Below are 21,187 nucleotides of genomic sequence, written 5' to 3'. Positions count from 1 at the left end.
CGAGCAAGCCCGCTCCCACATGGGATTCGGGGATAATTAACCCACAGGGCTTGAAGCATGCCGCAACCGTTTATTTTTCGTACCGTCGACCTGGATGGCCAGACCCTCCGCACGGCAGTACGCCCCGGCAAGCCTCACTTGACGCCCTTGCTGATTTTCAATGGCATCGGCGCCAACCTGGAGCTGGTGTTTCCGTTCGTCGCGGCGCTGGACCCGGACCTCGAAGTCATCGCGTTCGATGTCCCGGGTGTTGGCGGCTCGTCGACACCGAACCGGCCGTATCGTTTTCCGGGCCTGGCCAAGCTCACGGCGCGGATGCTCGATTATCTCGATTACGGGCAAGTCAACGTGATTGGTGTGTCGTGGGGGGGCGCCCTCGCCCAGCAGTTTGCCTACGACTATCCCGAGCGCTGCAAGAAACTGGTGCTGGCGGCCACCGCGGCAGGTGCGGTGATGGTGCCGGGCAAGCCGAAGGTGCTGTGGATGATGGCCAGCCCACGGCGCTACATCCAGCCGTCTCATGTGATCCGCATTGCGCCAATGATCTACGGCGGCTCGTTCCGTCGCGATCCGACCCTCGCCGCCAGCCATGCGGCAAAGGTGCGTTCCGCAGGCAAGCTCGGTTACTACTGGCAGCTGTTCGCCGGCCTCGGCTGGACCAGCATTCACTGGCTGCACAAGATCAACCAGCCGACGCTGGTGCTGGCGGGTGACGATGACCCGCTGATCCCGCTGATCAACATGCGCGTGCTGGCCTGGCGGATTCCCAATGCCCAGTTGCACATCATCGATGACGGGCATCTGTTCCTGATCACCCGCGCCGAGGCCGTGGCGCCGATCATCATGAAATTCCTCGAGGAAGAACGGCAGCGCGCCGTGATGCATCCGCATCCGGCGCCTTTGGGCGGTTAACCGACTCATCGTCGGCCGGCAGGACGCCGCGCCGCGCAACAACCCGTTACAGCGTCTATGGTGTTCTGGTTCGGTGTATTTGTTTTAGGCCTGAAGACGAAGGAGTGTTGATTCATGCGCGAAAAACCAACGAGGGAGTTTTTGCCCACTCCCGCCGCGTTCATCAACGCACAGAGTGCGATTACCGGCCTGCGTGGTCGGGATCTGATGTCGACCCTGCGCAGTGTTGCCGCCCATGGTTTGCGCAACCCGGTGCACAGCGCCCGACACGCCTTGAAGCTGGGCGGTCAATTGGGGCGGGTGTTGCTGGGCGAAACCCTGCACCCGACCAACCCGCAGGACAGTCGCTTTGCCGACCCGGCCTGGAGTCTCAATCCGTTTTATCGCCGCAGCCTGCAGGCGTACCTGAGTTGGCAAAAGCAGGTCAAAAGCTGGATCGACGAAAGCAACATGAACCCGGACGATCGCGCCCGCGCCCACTTCGCGTTCGCCTTGCTCAACGATGCGGTGTCACCGTCCAACACCCTGCTCAATCCGCTGGCGATCAAGGAGATTTTCAACTCCGGCGGCAACAGCCTGGTGCGCGGCATCAGCCATCTGGTCGATGATTTGCTGCACAACGACGGCCTGCCCAGGCAAGTCACCAAACAGGCATTCGAGGTCGGCAAAACGGTCGCCACCACCACCGGTTCCGTGGTGTTTCGCAATGAGCTGCTGGAGCTGATCCAGTACAAGCCGATGAGCGAGAAGCAGTATTCCAAACCGCTGCTGGTGGTGCCACCGCAGATCAACAAGTACTACATTTTCGACCTGAGCCCGAGCAACAGCTTCGTTCAGTTCGCTCTGAAAAATGGCCTGCAGACCTTCATGATCAGCTGGCGCAACCCGGATGTGCGCCATCGCGAATGGGGCCTGTCGACCTACGTCGAAGCCGTGGAAGAAGCGATGAACGTGTGCCGGGCGATCACCGGCGCCCGCGAGGTCAACCTGATGGGCGCCTGCGCCGGCGGGTTGACCATTGCCGCGCTGCAAGGTCATTTGCAAGCCAAGCGGCAGCTGCGTCGGGTATCCAGCGCGACCTACCTGGTGAGCCTGCTCGACAGCCAGATGGAAAGCCCCGCCACCCTGTTCGCCGATGAACAAACCCTGGAAGCGGCCAAGCGCCGCTCCTATCAGAAGGGCGTGCTGGACGGGCGCGACATGGCCAAGGTCTTCGCCTGGATGCGCCCCAACGATTTGATCTGGAGCTACTTCGTCAACAACTACCTGTTGGGCAAGGAGCCGCCGGCGTTCGATATTCTCTACTGGAACAACGACAACACGCGTCTGCCCGCCGCCTTTCACGGCGACCTGCTGGACTTCTTCAAGCACAACCCCTTGAGTCATCCGGGCGGTCTTGAAGTGTGCGGCACGCCGATCGATTTGCAGAAAGTCACCGTCGACAGCTTCAGCGTGGCCGGCATCAACGACCACATCACCCCGTGGGATGCGGTGTATCGCTCGACGCTGCTGCTGGGTGGCGAGCGGCGCTTTGTGCTGTCCAACAGCGGTCATGTGCAGAGCATCCTCAACCCGCCTTCCAACCCGAAAGCCAACTTCATCGAAAGCACGAAACTGAGCGGCGATCCCCGGGCCTGGTATTACGACGCCAAGCAAGTCGACGGCAGTTGGTGGACGCAATGGCTCGGCTGGATCCAGGAGCGCTCGGGCGCGCAGAAAGAAACCCACATGGCGCTCGGCAACCAGAACTATCCACCGATGGAGGCGGCACCCGGTACTTACGTGCGTGTGCGCTGACGCTCAACACACCACGGCCGGCATCGGCCGTGGCATGACCTGATCATTAAGAAGACTGGATGAAAACCCGCGACCGGATCCTCGAATGTGCCCTGCAGTTGTTTAACCAGAAGGGCGAACCGAACGTCTCCACCATGGAAGTTGCCAACGAAATGGGCATCAGCCCGGGCAACCTCTACTACCACTTCCACGGCAAGGAACCGCTGATTCTCGGGTTGTTCGAGCGCTTCCAGGCTGAGCTCTCGCCGCTGCTCGATCCGCCGTCCGACGTGGAACTGGCCCCTGAAGACTATTGGCTGTTTCTGCATCTGATCGTCGAGCGCCTGGCTCATTACCGGTTTCTGTTCCAGGACCTGTCGAACCTCGCCGGGCGATTGCCGAAACTGGCCAAAGGGATACGCAACCTGCTCAATGCGCTGAAACGCACGCTGGCTTCCTTACTGGCGCGGCTGAAGGCGCGGGGGCAGTTGGTCAGTGACACGCAGGCGCTGGGGCAACTGGTGGAGCAGATCACCATGACGCTGCTGTTCTCGCTGGACTATCAGCGGATCCTGGATCGTGAGGGCGAGGTGAGGCTGGTGGTGTATCAGATCATGATGCTGGTGGCGCCGCATCTGCTGCCACCGATCAAGGTTGCGACCGAGCAACTGGCGCTGCAATACCTCGAAGAACACGACTGACAGTGCCACTGAATAAACACATTTCAGTGTGGGAGCGGGCTTGCTCGCGAATGCGGTGTGTCATTCAGAATTGATGTGTCTGACACACCGTATTCGCGAGCAAGCCCGCTCCCACATTGGATCTGCGGTGTTCATGGAATCGTGCACAAACAAAAACGCCCGACCTTTGCAGGCCGGGCGTTTTTTTAAGCCCTGAAATCAGGACTGACTGGTTGGCGTCGATGGAGCTGGCGCGGCAGTCGAGGTTGCAGCAGGGGTCGGCGCGGAAGCAGAGTTCGATGCGCTTGGAGCCGACGGGGTTGCCGGTTTGGCGGCAGCCACTGCTGGTTTCGGTGCAGCGGCTTTCGGTGCCGCCGGTTTTTTCACCGCTGGCTTCTTCGCTGCGGCAGGTTTTGCCGCTGGCTTGGCTGCCGGTTTGGCGGCTGCGGTTTTCGCTGCAGGTTTGGCAGCTGGTTTAGCTGCGGCTTTGGCGGCGACCGGTTTGGCCGCTGGCTTGGCTGCGGCAGGTTTGGCTGCGGCGGTTTTCGCTGCAGGCTTGGCCGCTGCTTTTGCAGCTGGTTTGGCGGCTGGTTTAGCGGCCGCTTTTGCCAGTGGCTTGGCAGCCGTTTTAGCAGCAGGTTTGGCCGCTGCGGTTTTCGCCGCAACTGGCGCAACCTTGGCACCGGTGAGTCGTTCGATTTGCTTGGTCAGGGTATCGACCTTGCTGTGCAGCGCTTTCACTTCGTTACGGCTTGGTACACCCAGGCGCGAAATGGCGCTGTTCAGGCGCTTGTCGAAAGCCCCTTCCAGCTCATCCCACTTGCCCAGCGCACGATCTTTCACGCCACTGATGCGCGACTTGGCCGAGGAAGCGGAATCCTTGACGTCGTCGACTTTTTTGCCGACAGCGTTCTTGGTGAGCTTCTCGGCTTTCTCGCCGTCTTTGACCAATGCATCGAAGAGCTTGCTGCCGTCAGTGTCGATCTTCGAGTACACGCCTAAACCAGCCAGCCAGATTTTGCGGGAGTAGTCTTCGACTTTCCCAATCCACGAGCTGCCTTCTTTTTCGGTGTTCTTTTTACCAGCCATCCCGTTCTCCTTAAGATTTACGCGCGACGCGTTCGAGCAATGCCGTCAGCTCATCGAGCTTAGCAGAGAGTGTCTCAACGTCATGTTTAGACGGAATGCCGATACGATTCAAGGCACTTGCAACACGCGAGTCAAAAGCCTTCTCGACCTTGTCGAGTTGAAGTTCGACCTTGCCTTTGAATGTGCTCACTTCACTCTTGGCTTCATCGATCTCGGCGTTAGCGGCTTCAAGTTTCTCGGCAACTACTTTTTTGCCTTTGGTTTCAACAGTTTGACCTGCCTTCACCAACTCTTGAAAGTACTCGCTACCCTCTTGGCCGACCTTGGTATAGGCACCCAGGCCTGCCAGCCAGATCTTGCGGGCATAGGATTTGACGTCGCTCAGAGCGGTTGTCGAAGCGTCGATTTTTTTCTTCAAAATAACTTTGGCCATGGTGCACCTCACGCGCAGAAGGTTTGAGGAACTGCCCGCGAAAGAGTCGGGCTCAGGCACAAAGTAGGGAGAAAAATTAGAAACGGCACCCTAACAACTGACATAAACAAGTAGTCGGAACGCCACCGAACCTGTGGGAGCGGGCTTGCCCGCGAAGACGATGGTTCAACCACAAAATTTATTGCGGATGTTCCGGCCTCTTCGCGGGCAAGCCCGCTCCCACAGGGATCGTGTTTCACAGAAAGAACCGGATCAGACCAAGGCTTTGTCGAGGGCCTTTTCGATTTCCGATTTGATCATGCCGCTCATGGCCGACATCATCAGGCCCAACTCCACATCGACGCGGATCGAATCTTCGCTGACATGCACCGCGCCTTTCACCCCGGAACGCTTGAGGTTCAAGGTGTCGCCGGACCACTGCGGCTCCAGGCCATATTGATCGGACAGCTTCTGCGCCAACTGGTCGGCCTTCTCCCGGGCCGCTTCCTTGCCCAGGCCGTGGGCACGCTCAACACTAATACGGGCCATCGAATGACTCCTGCTTTATGGATACTTTCCTGAAGCATCTTGACCGCTGCTGCGGCAAAACGTCCCGGTGATTGCCTATCTTACCTTCAGCCTTGCCAAGACAAAGCAGGCCACCGGGATTAGAATGTCCCGCATTCTCTTCTGGTGACAGCGATATGACTGATCAGCGCAAAGGCAGCGATGCCGAACCCACCACTCACTTCGGTTTCAAAAACGTCCCGGAAAGCCAAAAAGCGGAAAAAGTCGCTGAGGTTTTCCACTCGGTAGCCGCCAAGTACGACTTGATGAACGACCTCCTGTCGGGCGGCATGCACCGCTTGTGGAAGCGTTTCGCGATCGAGCTGTCGGGCGTGCGCACCGGTAACCGCGTGCTGGACATTGCCGGTGGTACCGGCGACCTGACCAAGAAATTCTCGCACCTCGTGGGCCCGACCGGCCAGGTGGTGTTGGCCGACATCAACGAATCCATGCTCAAGGTCGGTCGTGACCGCCTGCTGGATCTCGGCGTGGCCGGCAACGTCGAATTCGTTCAGGCCGATGCTGAAAAGCTGCCATTCCCGGACAACCATTTCGACTGCGTGACCATCGCTTTCGGCCTGCGCAACGTCACGCATAAAGAAGATGCCCTGCGTTCGATGCTGCGCGTCCTCAAGCCGGGCGGCCGTTTGCTGGTGCTGGAATTCTCCAAACCGACCAACGCGCTGATGTCCAAGGCCTACGACGCCTACTCGTTCGCCTTCATGCCGCTGATGGGCAAGCTGATCACCAACGACTCGGAAAGCTATCGCTACCTGGCCGAATCGATCCGCATGCACCCGAATCAGGAAACCCTGAAGTCGATGATGGTCGAGGCCGGTTTCGACCGCGTGACCTATCACAACATGACCGCAGGCATCGTCGCCCTGCACCGCGGCATCAAACCCTGATGTTGCTCGCCGGTCTGCTCGCCAGCGTTGAACTCGGTCTGAACCGGGTGCTGCGTCTCGACAGCACGGCGCTGCCGCGGCTGGCGCATTTGAGCGGCAAAGTGATTGCCGTCGATTGCCGCAGCCCGGCGCTGCAACTGTTCATCCTGCCCAGCGACGAAGGCTTGATGCTCGCTGCTCACTGGGAAACCGGCGCCGACTGCACCTTGCGTGCACCGGCCTCCAGCCTGTTGAAGCTGGCGATGAGCAAGGACAAGACCTCGGTCCTGCATGGTCCTGAAGTTGAACTCGACGGCGACAGCGGCGTGCTGCTGGAACTGGCGGCGATCCTTCAGGACCTCGAGCTGGACTGGGAGTACGAGCTTTCGCGCTGGCTCGGCCCGGTCGCCACGTATTTGGTCAGCGGGCACCTGCGCAGCCGCGCACGCTGGTATCAGCAAGGGTTCGCCAGCCTGAATCAGAACCTGGGCGAATACCTGGCCGAAGAATCGCGCACCCTCGTCGGTCAGCGCGAAGCCGAAGCCCGTTTCAGTGAACTGGACCAGATCAAACTCGATCTGGAACGTCTCGAGGCGCGTTTCGAGCGCCTTTCCCGATCCCTCGACCCAAGCGATAACGCATGAAGCTGCTTGCCGTCCGCCGTTTGTTGCGCATCCAGCGCGTTGTGATTCGCTACCGCCTCGATGACCTGCTGTTCGCCCTGCCGCTGCCCTGGTTTTTGCTGGCGTTGCGCTACGCGTTGCCGTGGCGCTGGTTCCCGCGCAAGACCCTGGACCTGAGCCGTGGCGCGCGATTGCGCCTGGCGCTGCAGGACCTGGGGCCGATTTTCATCAAGTTCGGGCAGATCCTGTCTACCCGCCGCGACCTGCTGCCGGAAGACATCGCCGACGAGCTGATGAAGTTGCAGGACCGCGTGCCGCCGTTCGATTCGCAAGTGTCGATCAAGCTGATCGAAGAACAGCTCGGCAAGAAAATCAGTGAAGTGTTCAGCCGCTTTGACGTCGAACCGCTGGCTTCTGCTTCGGTGGCGCAGGTGCATGCCGCGCAGCTGAAAACCGGTGAAGAAGTCGTCGTCAAAGTCATCCGCCCCGGCCTGAAACCCATCATCGCGCAGGATCTGGCGTGGCTGTTCATCCTCGCCCGCGCCGCGGAAAAACTCTCTGCAGACGCGCGTCTGCTGCACCCGGTGGACGTGGTCAGCGACTACGAAAAAACCATCTACGACGAACTCGACCTGCTGCGCGAGGCGGCCAACGCCAGCCAGTTGAAGCGCAACTTCGACGGCTCGCCGCTGCTGTATGTGCCGCAAGTCTATTGGGACTGGTGCCGGCCGAAAGTGTTGGTGATGGAGCGCATCTACGGGATTCAGGTGACCGATCTGGCGACCCTCGCCGACCAGCGCACCGACATGAAAATGCTCGCCGAGCGCGGCGTGGAAATTTTCTTCACCCAAGTGTTCCGCGACAGCTTCTTCCACGCCGACATGCACCCGGGCAACATCTTCGTCAGCACCGTCAACCCGTGGAGCCCGCAGTACATTGCGATCGACTGCGGCATCGTCGGCAGCCTGACCCCGGAAGACCAGGATTACCTGGCGCGAAACCTGTTCGCGTTCTTCAAGCGTGATTACCGTCGTGTAGCGCAATTGCACATCGATTCGGGCTGGGTGCCGGCGGAAACCAAACTCAACGAATTCGAAGCGGCGATCCGTACGGTGTGCGAGCCGATCTTCGAAAAACCGTTAAAAGATATTTCATTCGGCCAGGTGCTGATGCGCCTGTTCCAGACCGCTCGACGCTTCAACATGGAAGTGCAGCCGCAACTTGTTCTCTTGCAGAAAACCCTGCTGAACATTGAAGGCCTGGGCCGTCAGCTGTACCCGGACCTCGATTTGTGGAACACCGCCCAACCGTTCCTCGAACGCTGGATGCGTGAACGCGTCAGCCCCAAAGCCTTGCTCGGCAACGTGCAGAGCCAGTTCGAACAGCTGCCGCACCTGGCCAACATGGCCCGCGATCTGCTCGAACGCATGTCCCAGCCCCACGCCTACGACCCGCCGCCACCGTGGCATCGTCGCCGGGACGACTGGTTCCTGCGGCTGCTCGGCACCGCCCATCTGGCTGGCGGCGCCATACTCGCCGTTGGCGGGCCGCTGAACGAACTGGCTTACTGGCCGGCCGGGATCATGATGGCCGTCGGTTTGTATCTGGTCGTTCGCCGATAGCCAGTTGTGTGATCCACTGGCACACTGTTTGAACGTTGGGCCCTGCTAATGAAGTGCGGGGCCCGCTGTCGGAGTCGAAGATGAAAAACTGGCTGGACGAGATCAAGTGGGACGCCGATGGCCTGGTGCCGGCAATCGCCCAGGATCACAAGACCGGGCGCGTCCTGATGATGGCCTGGATGAACCGCGAAGCGCTGGAACTGAGCGCTGCCGAGAACCGCGCCATTTACTGGTCACGTTCCCGTGGCAAGCTGTGGCGCAAGGGCGAAGAGTCCGGCCACGTGCAGACCCTGCATGAGATGCGCCTGGACTGTGACGCCGACGTGATCATCCTGATGGTCGAGCAGATCGGCGACATCGCCTGCCATACCGGCCGCCAGAGCTGCTTCTACCGCGTCTTCGAGAACGGCGACTGGAAAACCGTCGACCCGGTCCTGAAAGACCCGCACGCCATCTATTCCGCAGGACACACCCATGAGTGACACTCTGACCCGACTGGCCGAGGTACTGGAAGAGCGCAAAGGCGCCGCCGCCGACAGCTCGTATGTCGCCAGCCTGTACCACAAGGGCTTGAACAAGATTCTGGAAAAAGTCGGCGAAGAGTCGGTCGAAACGATCATTGCCGCCAAGGACGCCGCCATCAGCGGTGACTGCAGCGATGTGATCTACGAGACCGCCGATCTATGGTTCCACAGCATGGTCATGCTCGCCCAGCTGGGGCAGCATCCACAGGCTGTACTCGATGAACTGGACCGTCGTTTCGGTCTGTCCGGACACGCCGAGAAAGCCTCGCGCCCGTCCGCCTGAACAATTATTAGAGAGGAGCAGCAACATGGGCATTTTTGACTGGAAACACTGGATCGTCATCCTGGTTGTTGTCGTTCTGGTGTTCGGCACCAAGAAACTGAAAAACCTCGGCACCGACGTCGGTGAATCGATCAAGGGCTTCAAGAAAGCCATGAACGACGACGAAAAACCGGCCGACCCGACCGTGACCCCGGCCCAACCGGTGCCACCGGTTCAGCCACAGACCACGCAGTCCGTGAACCAGCCGCACACCATCGACGTGCAGGCGCAAAAAGTCGAAGAGCCGATCCGCAAAGACGTGTGAGCACTGACTAATGTTTGGTATCAGCTTCTCTGAACTGCTGCTCGTCGGCCTCGTGGCCCTGCTGGTGCTCGGCCCCGAACGCCTGCCGGGTGCTGCGCGCACGGCAGGCCTGTGGGTCGGGCGCCTGAAGCGCAGCTTCAACGCGATCAAACAGGAAGTTGAACGTGAAATCGGTGCCGACGAAATTCGTCGGCAACTGCACAACGAGCACATTCTGTCGCTGGAACAGGAGGCGCGGAAGATCTTCACGCCGACTCAGCAGGAAGCCACACCGGTTCAACCGGCGGCGGAGCAGACGATTCATGCTCCGGCCGCAGAACCTGCACCTGTTGCAGTGGCTGCAGAACCTGCGCCCGTGGTTGCAGCACTTCCGGTTGAACCTGTTACGCCTGCGGCTGCGCCTGTTGCGCCGGCCCCTCATGACCCAACACTGCCGCCGCGAGCCCCATGAGCGATCTCCCAGAAAACGACCAGCACATGCCGCTGGTTTCGCACCTCACCGAGTTGCGTACCCGTCTGCTGCGCTGCGTAGCGGCGATCTTCATCATCTTCGCCGGGTTGTTTGCCTTCACCCAGCAGATCTACACCTTCGTCTCCACGCCACTGCGGCAATACCTGCCGGTGGGCGCGACGATGATCGCCACCGACGTGTCGTCGCCGTTCCTGACGCCACTGAAGCTGACCATGATGGTGTCGCTGTTCCTGGCGATCCCGGTGATCCTGCATCAGATCTGGGGCTTCATTGCGCCAGGCCTGTACAAGCATGAAAAACGCATCGCCGTACCCTTGCTGGTATCGAGCATCATGCTGTTCTACGCCGGCATGGCATTCGCCTATTACCTGGTGTTCCCGCTGATCTTCAAGTTCTTCGCCGCTGCCACCCCGGCCGGCGTGGAGATGATGACCGACATCAGCAGCTACCTCGATTTCGTCATGACGCTGTTCTTCGCCTTCGGCGTGGCGTTCGAGATCCCGGTGGCCGTGGTGTTGCTGGTATGGATCGGCGTGGTCGACGTCAAATACCTGAAGAAAATCCGCCCGTACGTGATCATCGGCTGCTTCGTGGTCGGCATGATCCTGACGCCACCGGACATCTTTTCGCAGACGCTGCTGGCCGTGCCGATGTGGCTGCTGTTTGAAATCGGCATCCTGTTCGGCGGGCTGATCAGCAAACGCGGCGACCACCCGGACGACCAACCGGTCGACGATCACAACGACCAGCCGCCAGCGACCCAAGCGTGAACCTGCTGCTCCTCGAAGACGCCGATTTCATTGCGGCTGACCGGGTCATCCTGCGCGATCGCCGGTTGACCCACATGCAGGAAGTCCACCGCTGTGAAGTGGGTGACAGCATGCGTGTCGGGCGTATCGGTGGCCTGATGGGTTCGGCCGAAGTCCTGCGCCTGGACGCCGATGAAGCCGAACTGCGCGTCACGCTCGACCAGCTCCCGCCGGCCAAGCTGCCCCTGACCCTGGTATTGGCCCTGCCACGGCCCAAAATGCTGCGTCGGGTGTTTCAGACCGTGGCAGCCATGGGTGTGCCGCGGATCGTGCTGGTGAACAGCTATCGCGTCGAGAAGAGCTTCTGGCAGACGCCGTTTCTGGAGCCCGAGGCGATTCGCGAGCAACTGATCCTCGGCCTCGAACAGGCCCGGGACAGCGTGTTGCCCGAAGTCGTCATCGAAAAGCGCTTCAAACCGTTCGTCGAAGACCGACTGCCAGCGATCACCGAAGGCACCCTCGGCCTGGTCGGTCATCCCGGCAATTACCCGCCCTGCCCCCGCGGCCTGAACGAACCGGTGACCCTGGCCATCGGCCCGGAAGGCGGCTGGATCCCCTACGAAATCGATTTGCTGGCCAAGTCCGGCCTGCAACCGGTGCAGCTCGGCGAGCGCATCCTGCGCGTCGAGACTGCCGTCACTGCGTTGCTCGCCCGCCTGTTCTAAACACCGCCATCCCTGTGGGAGCGGGCTTGCTCGCGAAAGCGGTGTGTCAGTCGAGATAGACGTGGCTGACACACCGCCTTCGCGAGCAAGCCCGCTCCCACAAGTCATCATTCACTTCGAATATTGCTGGCCGCACATCGGCCTGCACCTACAGAACCCCACACCCCTGCCGATACACCTCCCATAAAACCAACTTGTGGTCCGAGGGAGTTGCAGCATGTACCGATGGCTAGCCGAGAAACTGGGGAACGTCAGCGTTAATCGCAAACTGGGTGTCGGCTTCGGTCTGGTGCTGCTTCTGACGTTGTTGATCACCTTCACCGGATGGACCGGTCTGGGTGACGTGATCAGTCGCGGCGACAAGCTGGGGTTCATTTCCAGCCTCAATGAGCTGACCAAGGACTTGCGCCTGGCCCGCCTCGATTACGAGATGCGCCGTGGCGAACAAGGACCGGGCGCCGTCAACGACCTGCTCGGCCAACTCGATACCGGTCTGAAAACCGCGCGCACGCTGATCGAACAACCGGCCGACGTGGCGATGATCGACCAACAACTGGCCGCCGTCAGCGAATACAAACAAGCCTTCGCCGCCATGACCCAGGCAGGCGCCAACCGCGAAGATGCTCGCAGCAAACTCGGCGCCAACGCCGACAACGCTGTGGCGCGAGTCACTGAAGTCGAGAAGTCCCTGCTGCAAGGCGACAACGTCGCTGACTTCAACAGCGTGGTGGAAGTCAGCAAGCTGCTGCAACAAGCCCGGTATCAGGTTCGCGGCTACACCTACAGTGGCAAAGCCGATGCCGAACAACCGGCGCTGGATGCCATCGCCAACGCGTTGAACAGTCTCGAAAGCCTTCCATCGAAACTGCCGCAGCAGCACACCGCCAATCTGCAACTGGCCAGCGAAGCGCTCAAAGCCTACCGAGCCGCGGTGACTCAGTTCCGTGACTCGCAGGTTGCGACGGCTGAGGCCCTGAAACGCATGGCCGCTCAAGGCGACATCCTGCTCGGCGTCAGCAAAAAACTCACCGCCTCGCAAACCGTCGTGCGTGACACCGATGCGGCGCGCGCCAAGAACATGCTGTTGCTGGCCACCGCCCTGGCGCTGGTCTTCGGCCTCTTCGCGGCGTGGGCCATCACCCGACAGATCGTCATTCCATTGAGCCAGACGCTGAAAGTGGCCGAGCGCATTGCCGCCGGCGACTTGACCCACAACCTCGTTTCCGAGCGTCAGGACGAACTCGGTCAACTCCAGCGCGCCATGCAGAGCATGACCCTGGGCCTGCGCGAATTGATCGGTGGCATCAGCGACGGCGTCACACAAATCGCCAGCGCCGCCGAAGAACTGTCCGCCGTGACCGAACAGACCAGCGCCGGGGTCAACAGCCAGAAGGTCGAGACCGACCAGGTGGCCACCGCGATGAACGAAATGACTGCCACCGTGCAGGAAGTCGCGCGCAACGCCGAAGAAGCCTCTGAAGCGGCAGTCGCCGCCGACCAGCAAGCCCGCGAAGGTGACAAGGTGGTCGGCGAAGCCATCGCCCAGATCGAGCGCCTGGCCCTCGAAGTCGGCAACTCCACCGAAGCCATGGAACATCTCAAGCGCGAAAGCGACAAGATCGGCAGCGTGCTCGACGTGATCAAATCCGTGGCCCAGCAAACCAACCTGCTGGCGCTCAACGCGGCCATTGAAGCCGCCCGGGCCGGTGAAGCCGGACGCGGGTTTGCGGTGGTCGCCGACGAAGTCCGCAGCCTGGCCCAACGCACCCAGAAGTCCACCGAAGAAATCGAAGAGCTGATCGTCGGCCTGCAAACCGGCACCCAGCAAGTCGCAACCATCATGGACAACAGCCGCAGCCTGACCGACAGCAGCGTCGAACTGACCCGTCGCGCCGGCGGCTCGCTGGAAAGCATTACCCGCACCGTGTCGGCGATCCAGTCGATGAACCAGCAGATCGCCGCAGCGGCCGAGCAGCAAACGGCAGTGGCCGAAGAGATCAACCGTAGCGTGCTGAACGTGCGCGATGTGTCCGAGCAGACCTCGGCCGCCAGTGAAGAGACCGCGGCCTCCAGTGTCGAGCTGGCGCGGCTGGGGACGCATCTGCAGATGTTGGTGGGCAGGTTCAAGGTTTGAGGTGATGCGGGGGCCTCGGTTCACACAGGACCGAGGGGATGCAATCGCGGGCAAGCCCGCTCCCACAGGGTTTTTCGGTGTTCACGCAACCTGAGTAACACCGCTACTCCCTGTGGGAGCGGGCTTGCCCGCGATGACGACCGGAAGGTCGCCGCCCTTAGAGAACCTGCCGCAAGAACGCCTGCGCCCGCGGATCCTTCGGCGCATCGAAGAACTCGGCCGGCGAAGCATCTTCCAACAATTTGCCGTGATCGAAGAACAGCACCCGATCCGCCACTTCCCGCGCAAAGCCCATTTCATGGGTAACGCAGACCATCGTCATGCCTTCCACGGCCAGGGTTTTCATAACGTCCAGCACTTCGCCGACCATTTCCGGGTCGAGTGCCGAGGTCGGCTCATCGAACAACATGACCTTGGGTTCCATGGCCAATGCCCGGGCAATCGCCACTCGCTGTTGCTGGCCGCCGGACAGGCGCGACGGGTATTCGTTGGCCTTCTGCGCAATACCGACCTTTTCCAGTAACGCCAACGCCTTGGCCTCGCGCTCCTTCTTGCCGCGCTTGCGCACGACCTTCTGGGCGAGGCAAAGGTTTTCCAGCACAGTCATGTGCGGGAACAGGTTGAAATGCTGGAACACCATGCCGACTTCGCGGCGGTAGGCATTGACGTCGGTTTTCGGATCGGCCAGTTGCAGGCCGTCGATGCTCACCGAGCCCGAGTCGAATTCTTCCAGGCCATTGAGGCAGCGCAGGAAGGTCGACTTGCCGGAGCCGGACGGACCGATCACCACCAGCACTTCGCCCTTGGCGACGGTGGTGCTGACGTTGTCCACGGCGCGAACCACATGGCCGCGGGTGTCGAAGACTTTTACCAGATCGCGGACTTCAATCACTTTGCGCGAGCCTCCGCTCAAGCCGGCTGGCGATTTTCGACAGTGGCAGGTTGATCAACAAATACAGGCCGGCCACGCAGAACAGGATTTCGAATGGCGAAAACGAGGTGGTGATGACTTCGCGACCGCTTTTCAGCAGCTCGGTAATCGCGATCACCGACACCAGCGAGGTGTCCTTGACCAGGCTGATGAATTGCCCGGCAAGCGGCGGCAGCACGCGTTTTAACGCTTGCGGCAGCACCACATGGCGCATCGACTGACCCGCGCTCAAGCCGAGGGATCGCGCGGCTTCATTCTGACCACGGGCGATCGACTGCACGCCCGAGCGAATGATTTCCGCGACATACGCACCGGTGAACAGCGACAGCGCGGCGATCCCGGCGAACTCCCGGGACAGGTTCATCACGGTGCCGATGAAGAAGTAGAAAATGAAAATCTGCACCAGCAACGGCGTGCCGCGCACCAGTTCGACGTAGATCGTCGAGAGGTCGCGCAGGGTCGGGTTGTTCGACAGACGACACAGGCCGGTGGCCAGGCCGATCAGCAAGCCGAGCACGCCCGACACCACGGACAGCCACAACGTGGTCCAAAGCCCCCAAATAAGCGGTCCGGCAGCCCAATGGCGAGTCACGCCAATCACGTCACCTTCGGCCACGTCATCGCCCTGGGCGACTTGCAGGCTGTTGTCGTCGACGGTCAGGTGCTGCTCGTCACCCGCGTCGTTGCGCAGGGTGACTTCAGCCTTGTCGCCTTTGCGCACCAGCTCGCTGACGGTCGAGATGTCGGCGGCGCGCTGGGATTCTTCGGCGTGGTAGGCGAAGTACTGCGGCACGCGGTTCCAGCGCCATTCGTAGGACATCAGCGAGGTGGCGTAATACAACGCGCCAGCCAGGCCGATCAGCACCAGCACGGTCAACACGTGCCAGGGCCATTGGGCTTTTTTCTGTTTCATTTGCTCTGAAGATTCCGAATTCTGTGTCGCCGGGGAGGCCGTCTTCGCGGGCAAGCCTCGCTCCTACAGGATTTACGCGAACTCCTGTAGGAGCGAGGATTGCCCGCGAATGAGGCGACGCGGTCTATCTGACCGAGCCTTATTCCATGTCTTTTTGCCAAGCGGTGTCTTTGAACCACTTGTCATGGATGCGATCGTAGGTGCCGTCTTCGTGAATCTGGTGCAGGAAGTTGTTGATGAAGTTGATGCTGTCGTAGTCACCCTTCTTCAGGCCGAAGGCCAGCGGCTCGTAGGTGAACGGCTTGTCGAGGAACACCAGTTTGCCGTTGCCGACCTTGTTCACGGCCACAACGTTGTAAGGCGCGTCGTAGATGAAGGCGTCGGCCTTGCCGTTGACCACGTCGAGCACTGCTTCCTGCTCGTTGTCGTAGCCGTGGTACTTGGCTTTGGAGATCAGCTTCTTGGCGACCATCTCGCCGGTGGTGCCGAGCTTGGAGGTGATGCGGTAATCGGCGGTGTTCAGGTCTTTGTAGGACTTGATGGTGCCTTCCAGTTCCTTGCGGATCAGCAAGGTCTGGCCGACCACGATGAACGGTTCGCTGAAGTTCAGGCGCAGGTTACGCTCCTGGGTCAGGGTCATGCCGCTGCCGATCATGTCGAATTTGTCGGTCAGCAGGGCCGGGATGATGCCGTCGTAGCCGGTGGACACCAGCTCCAGCTTGACGCCCATCGCCTTGGTCATGGCTTTGAGAATGTCGACTTCGAACCCGATGATCTCGCCGCGCTTGTTGGTCATCTCGAACGGCATGTAGGTCGGGTCCATGCCGACTTTCAGCGTGCCGCGCTTGACCGCGTCATCGATGGCACCGGCCTGCGCCGCGCTGACTGCAACCAATGCCGTGACGCCGACCAGCAGCATCGAGAGATACTTCTTCATCATCATGTCCCCAAACCCATTGCGATATGAGGCGCGCAAACGGCGGCTCCCCTCAGGAAACGCATCGATACGGACAAAAATTATCCGGGCGCACCAATTCGGGGACGGATCCTAACGTACTCGCCCATTTGCACAAGTGTTTGGAAACGTTGAGGCAAAAAAAACCCCGCTTTCGCGGGGTTCTTTGTCATGCCATCTGCGGTTGCGCGCTCAGCGGCTTGAGCGGCAGCAGCGGCGCGTGGGGATCGGCTTTCACCGATTTGCGCCAGGCTTCCAGCCAGTCCGGATGACCTTCGTTCCACACCTGCTCATGCAAGCGAGCCAGTGCCACCGGATCGCTCAGCAATTGCACACGCTCATTGTTGGTCAAACCGTCAGGCCCGACTTTCAAGGCATGGCGAACACGCTCGATCCGCAGCCATTCGATCGGCTCGGCCTCGCGGTGACGCGACGTCGCCAGCGAGCACGCCAGGGCGTTCTGCTGTGGATCGACCACCGCACGGATGAAGCCGTCTTTCAGCGCGTGATAACGGTTTTCATGGGTGTACTGATCCGTTGCCAGCAACGCCTGTGGCGGATTGTATTCCTCAGGGATCAGGAACAGGCTCTCGTCACGGGACTTCAGGCCCAGGCCGACACGGCTGGAGATCACCGATACCGGGATCGACAGCATCAACGAACCGACGATCGGCACCAGCCACCAGAGGAAGCTCGGGTTGAGCCAGATCACCAGCAGCGCCCAGAAAAAGCCCAGCAGGGTTTGCGGACCGTGGCGCTTGACCGCTTCACTCCACGGCGTGGAGTCGTCGTCACGTTGCGGCGAGTTCCAGGTGGCGGCCCAGCCAAGGAACGCGGCGAGCACGAAGCGGGTGTGGAAAATCATCCGCACCGGCGCCAGCAACATGGAGAACAGCATCTCCAGCAGCATCGACAAGGTCACCTTGAACTTGCCGCCGAACTCTTTCGCGCCCTTGGCCCAGATCAGGATGATGCTCAACAGCTTCGGCAGGAACAGCAGCACGATGGTGGTCGAGAACAACGCGATCGCCTTGTCCGGGTGCCATTGTGGCCACAGCGGATAGAGCTGACGCGGCTCCAGGAAGTACTGCGGTTCCATCAGCGTGTTGACCGCCAGCAGCGCCGTCGACAGCACCAGGAAGAAGAACCACAGCGGCGCCGACAGGTAAGACATCACGCCGGTAAGGAACACTGCACGGTGAACCGGGTGCATGCCCTTGACCAGGAACAGGCGGAAGTTCATCAGGTTACCGTGGCACCAGCGACGGTCACGCTTGAGTTCGTCCAGCAGGTTCGGCGGCAGTTCTTCATAGCTGCCCGGCAAGTCGTAGGCAATCCACACGCCCCAACCCGCACGACGCATCAACGCTGCTTCGACGAAGTCGTGGGACAGAATCGCACCAGCGAATGCGCCTTTACCCGGCAACGGCGCCAGGGCGCAGTGCTCGATGAACGGCTTCATGCGGATGATCGCGTTGTGGCCCCAATAGTGGGATTCGCCCAACTGCCAGAAGTGCAAGCCGGCCGTAAACAGCGGACCGTATACACGGGTCGCGAACTGCTGCATGCGCGCATACAGCGTGTCCATGCCCGAGGCGCGCGGCGCGGTTTGAATGATCCCGGCGTCCGGCGTGGCTTCCATCAAGCGCACCAGACTGGTCAGGCATTCGCCGCTCATCACCGAGTCAGCGTCGAGCACGACCATGTACTTGTAGTCACCGCCCCAACGACGGCAGAAGTCGTCGAGGTTACCGCTTTTGCGTTTTACCCGACGGCGACGGCGGCGGTAGAAAATCTTGCCAAAGCCCTTGGCTTCACGGCAGACGTCCAGCCAGGCCTGCTGCTCGGCAACGCAGATATCCGCGTCGTTACTGTCGCTGAGGACGAAAAAGTCGAAGCGGTCCAGGTCGCCCGTGGCCGCGACCGACTCGAACGTCGCGCGCAAACCGGCGAACACCCGTGGCACGTCTTCGTTGCAGATCGGCATCACCAGTGCGGTGCGCGCGTCCTTGGCGATCGGCTCGTTGCCGGCACTTTTACCGGAGATGCGGTATTTATCGTGACCGGTGAGCAGCTCGAGGAAGCCCATCAGCGCTGTCCAGAAACCAGCCGACACCCAGCAGAACAGAATCCCGAACAGAATCAGGATGCTGGTCTGCAGCGCATACGGCAGCACTTGCGTGACGGTTTGCAGGATTGGCTGATGCAGGACTTCGTTCAGGTCGACGAACGACCAGCCCTGGTACGGCATGATGCCTTTCATGTACCAGCCGGCAACGATGGTTTGACCGAGCATCAATACCAGCAGGATGTAACGGCGGATCGAACCAACCGTACGCCAGCGAGCCGCCGGCAGCACGTTCTCGTCTTTCGGCGGGGCCGGCGGATTGGTGCGACCAGTCAGACGCCGCCAGCCACGCACCAGAATGTTGGTGCGCCACGGCTCGGGCACGACTTTGGTCCGGCGGATCGGCGGAGTGGCCTTGAGGCAAACACGACCGCTGGCGTCGAGCACCAGCATTTCCGCTTCTTCCAGCTCTTCAGCGGTGTTCAGGGTCAAACGACGGCCCACCGAAGCTTGAGCAGCTTCGGTCGGCGCATCAAATGTCGAGGACGACAGACGCTGGTGCAATTCGCTGAAGGACTGGCAGCCCGCGAGTTCCGCGCGCTGCTGGTCGGTCATCGGTAGATGTGCCAGATACTCGGCAAGCGTCTCTGGCTGTACTTGAGAATTACTCATCGGCAGGCAACTGGTAGCTCCAGGTCTCGGTCAGGACTTCTTCAGTCGCGGCCGATTCCGGTGTGGCTGGGGCCGCGTCCGTAGCAGCAGGCTGCTTGGCGTCTTTGTTGTCCTTGTCCTTGGCATCTGCGACTGGCTTGGCTTCGGCCTGCTTGGCCTCGGCGGCCTTCGCTTCCTTGTCTGCTTTTTCCGCTTGGCGGGCCGCAACCTTGTCAGCCTTGGCCACCGAAGAATTGGACGCAGGAACCGAAGACTTGGCGAGATCGGCAGGCACGATGTTCTGAACCAGTGCCGCACGCATCTCGGTGGACTTGCCCGGATCCTTGATCTTCATCCGCAGGGTCAGGCGCCAGCCTTTGGTTTCAGGATTGTAACGCACGCTGTTCTCGACCAGCTCGGCGTTGTCGCCAACGCTGACCTGGCTGCGAACGTCCGCATCCGGGGCCAAGGCCGCCAGGGACGGGCCTTCGAAGTCCACCAGGTAGGCAACGCTGCCGTCCGGCTGACGGATCAGGTTGGACTGTTTCACGTCACCCGTGGAACGCAGGGTCTGCTGCACCCAGGCGCTGTCCGGCGCGTGAAGCGCGGCTTCGTCGATGGTCCAGTGCATGCGGTAGCCGAATTCCAGCGGCTGGCCAGGCTCCGGCAGTTTTTCCGGGCTCCAGAACGCAACGATGTTGTCGTTGGTTTCATCGGCGGTCGGAATTTCAACCAGGTCTACAGAACCCTTGCCCCAATCGCCTTTTGGCTCGATCCAGGCACTTGGGCGCTTGTCGTAGCGGTCGTCGAGGTCTTCGTAGTGACTGAAGTCACGGCCACGTTGCAGCAAACCGAAACCGCGCGGGTTCTCGATCGAGAAGTTGCTCACCGCCAGGTGTTTCGGGTTGTTCAGCGGGCGCCAGATCCACTCGCCGTTGCCGGCATGGATCGACAGGCCGCTGGAGTCATGCAGCTCGCGACGATAGTTCAGCACTTTGGAAGGCTGGTTGGCGCCGAACAGGAACATGCTGGTCAGCGGCGCAACGCCGAGCTTGGTGACCTTGTCACGCAGGAACATCTGCGCCTTGACGTCGACAACGGTGTCGCTGCCCGGACGCAGGGTCAGGCGATACGCACCGGTGGCGCGTGGCGAATCAAGCAGGGCGAAAATGACCAGGTGCTTGTCACCCGGTTTCGGCTGTTGAATCCAGAATTCGGTGAAACGCGGGAATTCTTCGCCGGACGGCAATGCGGTATCGATGGCCATGCCGCGAGCGGACAAGCCATAGGTGTGACCCTTGCCGACAACGCGGAAATAACTCGCGCCGAGCATGGTCATGATTTCGTCTTGCTTGTCGGCCTTGTTGATCGGGTACAGCACACGGAAGCCGGCATAACCCAGCTGTTCGGTGGCTTTAGGATCGAACTTCACATCGCCGAAATCGAAACGACTTGGGTCGTATTTGATCTCTTCGACGGTGTTGGCCGTGATTTCGTTGATTTTCACCGGCGTATCGAAGTGCATGCCCTGGTGATAGAACGAAAGTTTGAACGGGGTTTTCTGATCGGCCCACTCCGCTTTCTCGGTGCGGAAACGAATTTTCTGATAGTCCGCGAATTTCATCTCACGGAATTCGTTCGGCAGGTTACTGCGCGGGGCTTCGTATTTCTGCCCGGCCAGCTCTTTTGCCTTGGCCGACACATCATCCAGACTGAATGCCCAAAGCTGGCCGGCGCTGAGCAGGCAGAGCAGAGCAGAGCCCGCTACCAGAGCGCTTCGTAACCGTTTGGCAGACAATTTTGGTGCAATACAGGGACTAACAATCACGAGCAACCCTCGCCGAAAACAGATCAAAAAACCAACGGCCAGTTAAAGGGCCTGTGAGGTGGACGGCATGAAAAACCCGCTC

The 21,187-nt window shown here is 60.5% G+C and carries 21 protein-coding genes and 1 pseudogene; 14 read left to right on the top strand and 8 right to left on the bottom strand.

The genetic code is table 11. From position 1 onward, the window contains the following. The first annotated feature begins 57 nt into the window (after positions 1-57). The 3 genes from phaZ (at position 58) to J2Y86_RS19815 (ending at position 3,389) form a co-directional block, all read left to right on the top strand. Positions 58-912 carry a poly(3-hydroxyalkanoate) depolymerase gene (gene phaZ, locus J2Y86_RS19825; RefSeq protein WP_219093393.1) on the top strand — a complete coding sequence of 285 codons (855 nt, stop codon included), beginning with the start codon at positions 58-60 and terminating at the stop codon, positions 910-912. A gap of 114 nt (positions 913-1,026) precedes the next feature. Beyond that, the gene (gene phaC, locus J2Y86_RS19820; RefSeq protein WP_253435208.1) at positions 1,027-2,709 is read left to right on the top strand and encodes a class II poly(R)-hydroxyalkanoic acid synthase; all 1,683 of its coding nucleotides are present in this window, start codon (positions 1,027-1,029) and stop codon (positions 2,707-2,709) included. Between the two features lie 59 nt (positions 2,710-2,768). Then, complete coding sequence (locus J2Y86_RS19815; protein WP_253435205.1) at positions 2,769-3,389, top strand: TetR/AcrR family transcriptional regulator; 621 nt, start codon at positions 2,769-2,771, stop codon at positions 3,387-3,389. Between the two features lie 198 nt (positions 3,390-3,587). On the opposite strand, the gene J2Y86_RS19810 is transcribed toward J2Y86_RS19815, so the two are convergent. From J2Y86_RS19810 to J2Y86_RS19800, 3 genes are all read right to left on the bottom strand, one after another. Continuing rightward, positions 3,588-4,457 carry a phasin family protein gene (locus J2Y86_RS19810; RefSeq protein ID WP_253435202.1) on the bottom strand — a complete coding sequence of 290 codons (870 nt, stop codon included), beginning with the start codon at positions 4,455-4,457 and terminating at the stop codon, positions 3,588-3,590. A gap of 10 nt (positions 4,458-4,467) precedes the next feature. Then, positions 4,468-4,890 carry a phasin family protein gene (locus J2Y86_RS19805; protein ID WP_214380288.1) on the bottom strand — a complete coding sequence of 141 codons (423 nt, stop codon included), beginning with the start codon at positions 4,888-4,890 and terminating at the stop codon, positions 4,468-4,470. 252 nt (positions 4,891-5,142) lie between these two features. Next, positions 5,143-5,418, bottom strand: coding sequence for a polyhydroxyalkanoic acid system family protein (locus J2Y86_RS19800; RefSeq protein WP_149416788.1), 276 nt, complete (start codon positions 5,416-5,418; stop codon positions 5,143-5,145). Between the two features lie 155 nt (positions 5,419-5,573). On the opposite strand from J2Y86_RS19800, the gene ubiE reads away from it, so the two are divergent. The 11 genes and pseudogenes from ubiE to J2Y86_RS30485 all read left to right on the top strand — a co-directional run bounded on the left by ubiE (position 5,574) and on the right by J2Y86_RS30485 (position 13,759). After that, entirely contained in the window at positions 5,574-6,344 is a 771-nt protein-coding gene (gene ubiE, locus J2Y86_RS19795; protein WP_007948968.1) for a bifunctional demethylmenaquinone methyltransferase/2-methoxy-6-polyprenyl-1,4-benzoquinol methylase UbiE, read from the top strand. Further along, positions 6,344-6,967, top strand: coding sequence for a ubiquinone biosynthesis accessory factor UbiJ (locus J2Y86_RS19790; RefSeq protein ID WP_253435199.1), 624 nt, complete (start codon positions 6,344-6,346; stop codon positions 6,965-6,967). Before ubiE ends, J2Y86_RS19790 begins: the two co-directional genes overlap by 1 nt. After that, on the top strand, positions 6,964-8,568 hold the full coding sequence (ubiB, locus tag J2Y86_RS19785) for a ubiquinone biosynthesis regulatory protein kinase UbiB (protein ID WP_253435196.1): 1,605 nt from the start codon (positions 6,964-6,966) through the stop codon (positions 8,566-8,568). Before J2Y86_RS19790 ends, ubiB begins: the two co-directional genes overlap by 4 nt. A gap of 80 nt (positions 8,569-8,648) precedes the next feature. Continuing rightward, the gene (gene hisI, locus J2Y86_RS19780) at positions 8,649-9,050 is read left to right on the top strand and encodes a phosphoribosyl-AMP cyclohydrolase (RefSeq protein ID WP_054054645.1); all 402 of its coding nucleotides are present in this window, start codon (positions 8,649-8,651) and stop codon (positions 9,048-9,050) included. Further along, the gene (locus J2Y86_RS19775) at positions 9,043-9,375 is read left to right on the top strand and encodes a phosphoribosyl-ATP diphosphatase (RefSeq protein ID WP_008047820.1); all 333 of its coding nucleotides are present in this window, start codon (positions 9,043-9,045) and stop codon (positions 9,373-9,375) included. The genes hisI and J2Y86_RS19775 overlap by 8 nt, the downstream gene beginning before the upstream one ends. A gap of 25 nt (positions 9,376-9,400) precedes the next feature. Then, positions 9,401-9,679: a twin-arginine translocase TatA/TatE family subunit gene (locus J2Y86_RS19770; RefSeq protein WP_010464483.1), complete on the top strand. Its 279-nt coding sequence runs from the start codon at positions 9,401-9,403 to the stop codon at positions 9,677-9,679. Positions 9,680-9,689: 10 nt separating this feature from the next. Next, positions 9,690-10,130, top strand: coding sequence for a Sec-independent protein translocase protein TatB (gene tatB / locus J2Y86_RS19765; RefSeq protein WP_253435193.1), 441 nt, complete (start codon positions 9,690-9,692; stop codon positions 10,128-10,130). Continuing rightward, positions 10,127-10,921 carry a twin-arginine translocase subunit TatC gene (gene tatC / locus J2Y86_RS19760; RefSeq protein ID WP_008025235.1) on the top strand — a complete coding sequence of 265 codons (795 nt, stop codon included), beginning with the start codon at positions 10,127-10,129 and terminating at the stop codon, positions 10,919-10,921. Before tatB ends, tatC begins: the two co-directional genes overlap by 4 nt. Next, a complete protein-coding gene (locus tag J2Y86_RS19755; RefSeq protein WP_253435189.1) occupies positions 10,918-11,625 on the top strand; it encodes a 16S rRNA (uracil(1498)-N(3))-methyltransferase in 708 nt (235 codons plus the stop codon). The genes tatC and J2Y86_RS19755 overlap by 4 nt, the downstream gene beginning before the upstream one ends. 217 nt (positions 11,626-11,842) lie before the next feature. After that, positions 11,843-12,901: pseudogene (locus J2Y86_RS30490) on the top strand (methyl-accepting chemotaxis protein); the annotation flags it as partial. Then, complete coding sequence (locus tag J2Y86_RS30485) at positions 12,887-13,759, top strand: methyl-accepting chemotaxis protein (protein WP_437180687.1); 873 nt, start codon at positions 12,887-12,889, stop codon at positions 13,757-13,759. The pseudogene J2Y86_RS30490 and the gene J2Y86_RS30485, both read left to right, overlap by 15 nt. 157 nt (positions 13,760-13,916) lie before the next feature. On the opposite strand, the gene J2Y86_RS19745 is transcribed toward J2Y86_RS30485, so the two are convergent. From J2Y86_RS19745 to J2Y86_RS19725, 5 genes are all read right to left on the bottom strand, one after another. Beyond that, positions 13,917-14,651 (bottom strand): amino acid ABC transporter ATP-binding protein, encoded by a 735-nt coding sequence (locus tag J2Y86_RS19745; RefSeq protein WP_253435182.1) that lies wholly within the window; start codon positions 14,649-14,651, stop codon positions 13,917-13,919. Continuing rightward, complete coding sequence (locus tag J2Y86_RS19740; RefSeq protein ID WP_253435179.1) at positions 14,644-15,603, bottom strand: amino acid ABC transporter permease; 960 nt, start codon at positions 15,601-15,603, stop codon at positions 14,644-14,646. Before J2Y86_RS19740 ends, J2Y86_RS19745 begins: the two co-directional genes overlap by 8 nt. A gap of 139 nt (positions 15,604-15,742) precedes the next feature. Continuing rightward, a complete protein-coding gene (locus tag J2Y86_RS19735; protein WP_060542934.1) occupies positions 15,743-16,540 on the bottom strand; it encodes a transporter substrate-binding domain-containing protein in 798 nt (265 codons plus the stop codon). 187 nt (positions 16,541-16,727) lie between these two features. Further along, positions 16,728-19,298 carry a glucans biosynthesis glucosyltransferase MdoH gene (mdoH, locus tag J2Y86_RS19730; RefSeq protein WP_253435176.1) on the bottom strand — a complete coding sequence of 857 codons (2,571 nt, stop codon included), beginning with the start codon at positions 19,296-19,298 and terminating at the stop codon, positions 16,728-16,730. Further along, the gene (locus J2Y86_RS19725; protein ID WP_253435173.1) at positions 19,291-21,105 is read right to left on the bottom strand and encodes a glucan biosynthesis protein G; all 1,815 of its coding nucleotides are present in this window, start codon (positions 21,103-21,105) and stop codon (positions 19,291-19,293) included. The genes mdoH and J2Y86_RS19725 overlap by 8 nt, the downstream gene beginning before the upstream one ends. Between the last annotated feature and the right edge of the window lie 82 nt (positions 21,106-21,187).

This window comes from Pseudomonas migulae (genome assembly GCF_024169315.1).
In the GTDB taxonomy this organism is placed as follows: Bacteria; Pseudomonadota; Gammaproteobacteria; order Pseudomonadales; family Pseudomonadaceae; genus Aquipseudomonas; species Aquipseudomonas migulae_B.
The sequence above is the reverse complement of the archived record's forward strand: the minus strand, read 5'-3'. Positions and strand labels throughout refer to the sequence as shown.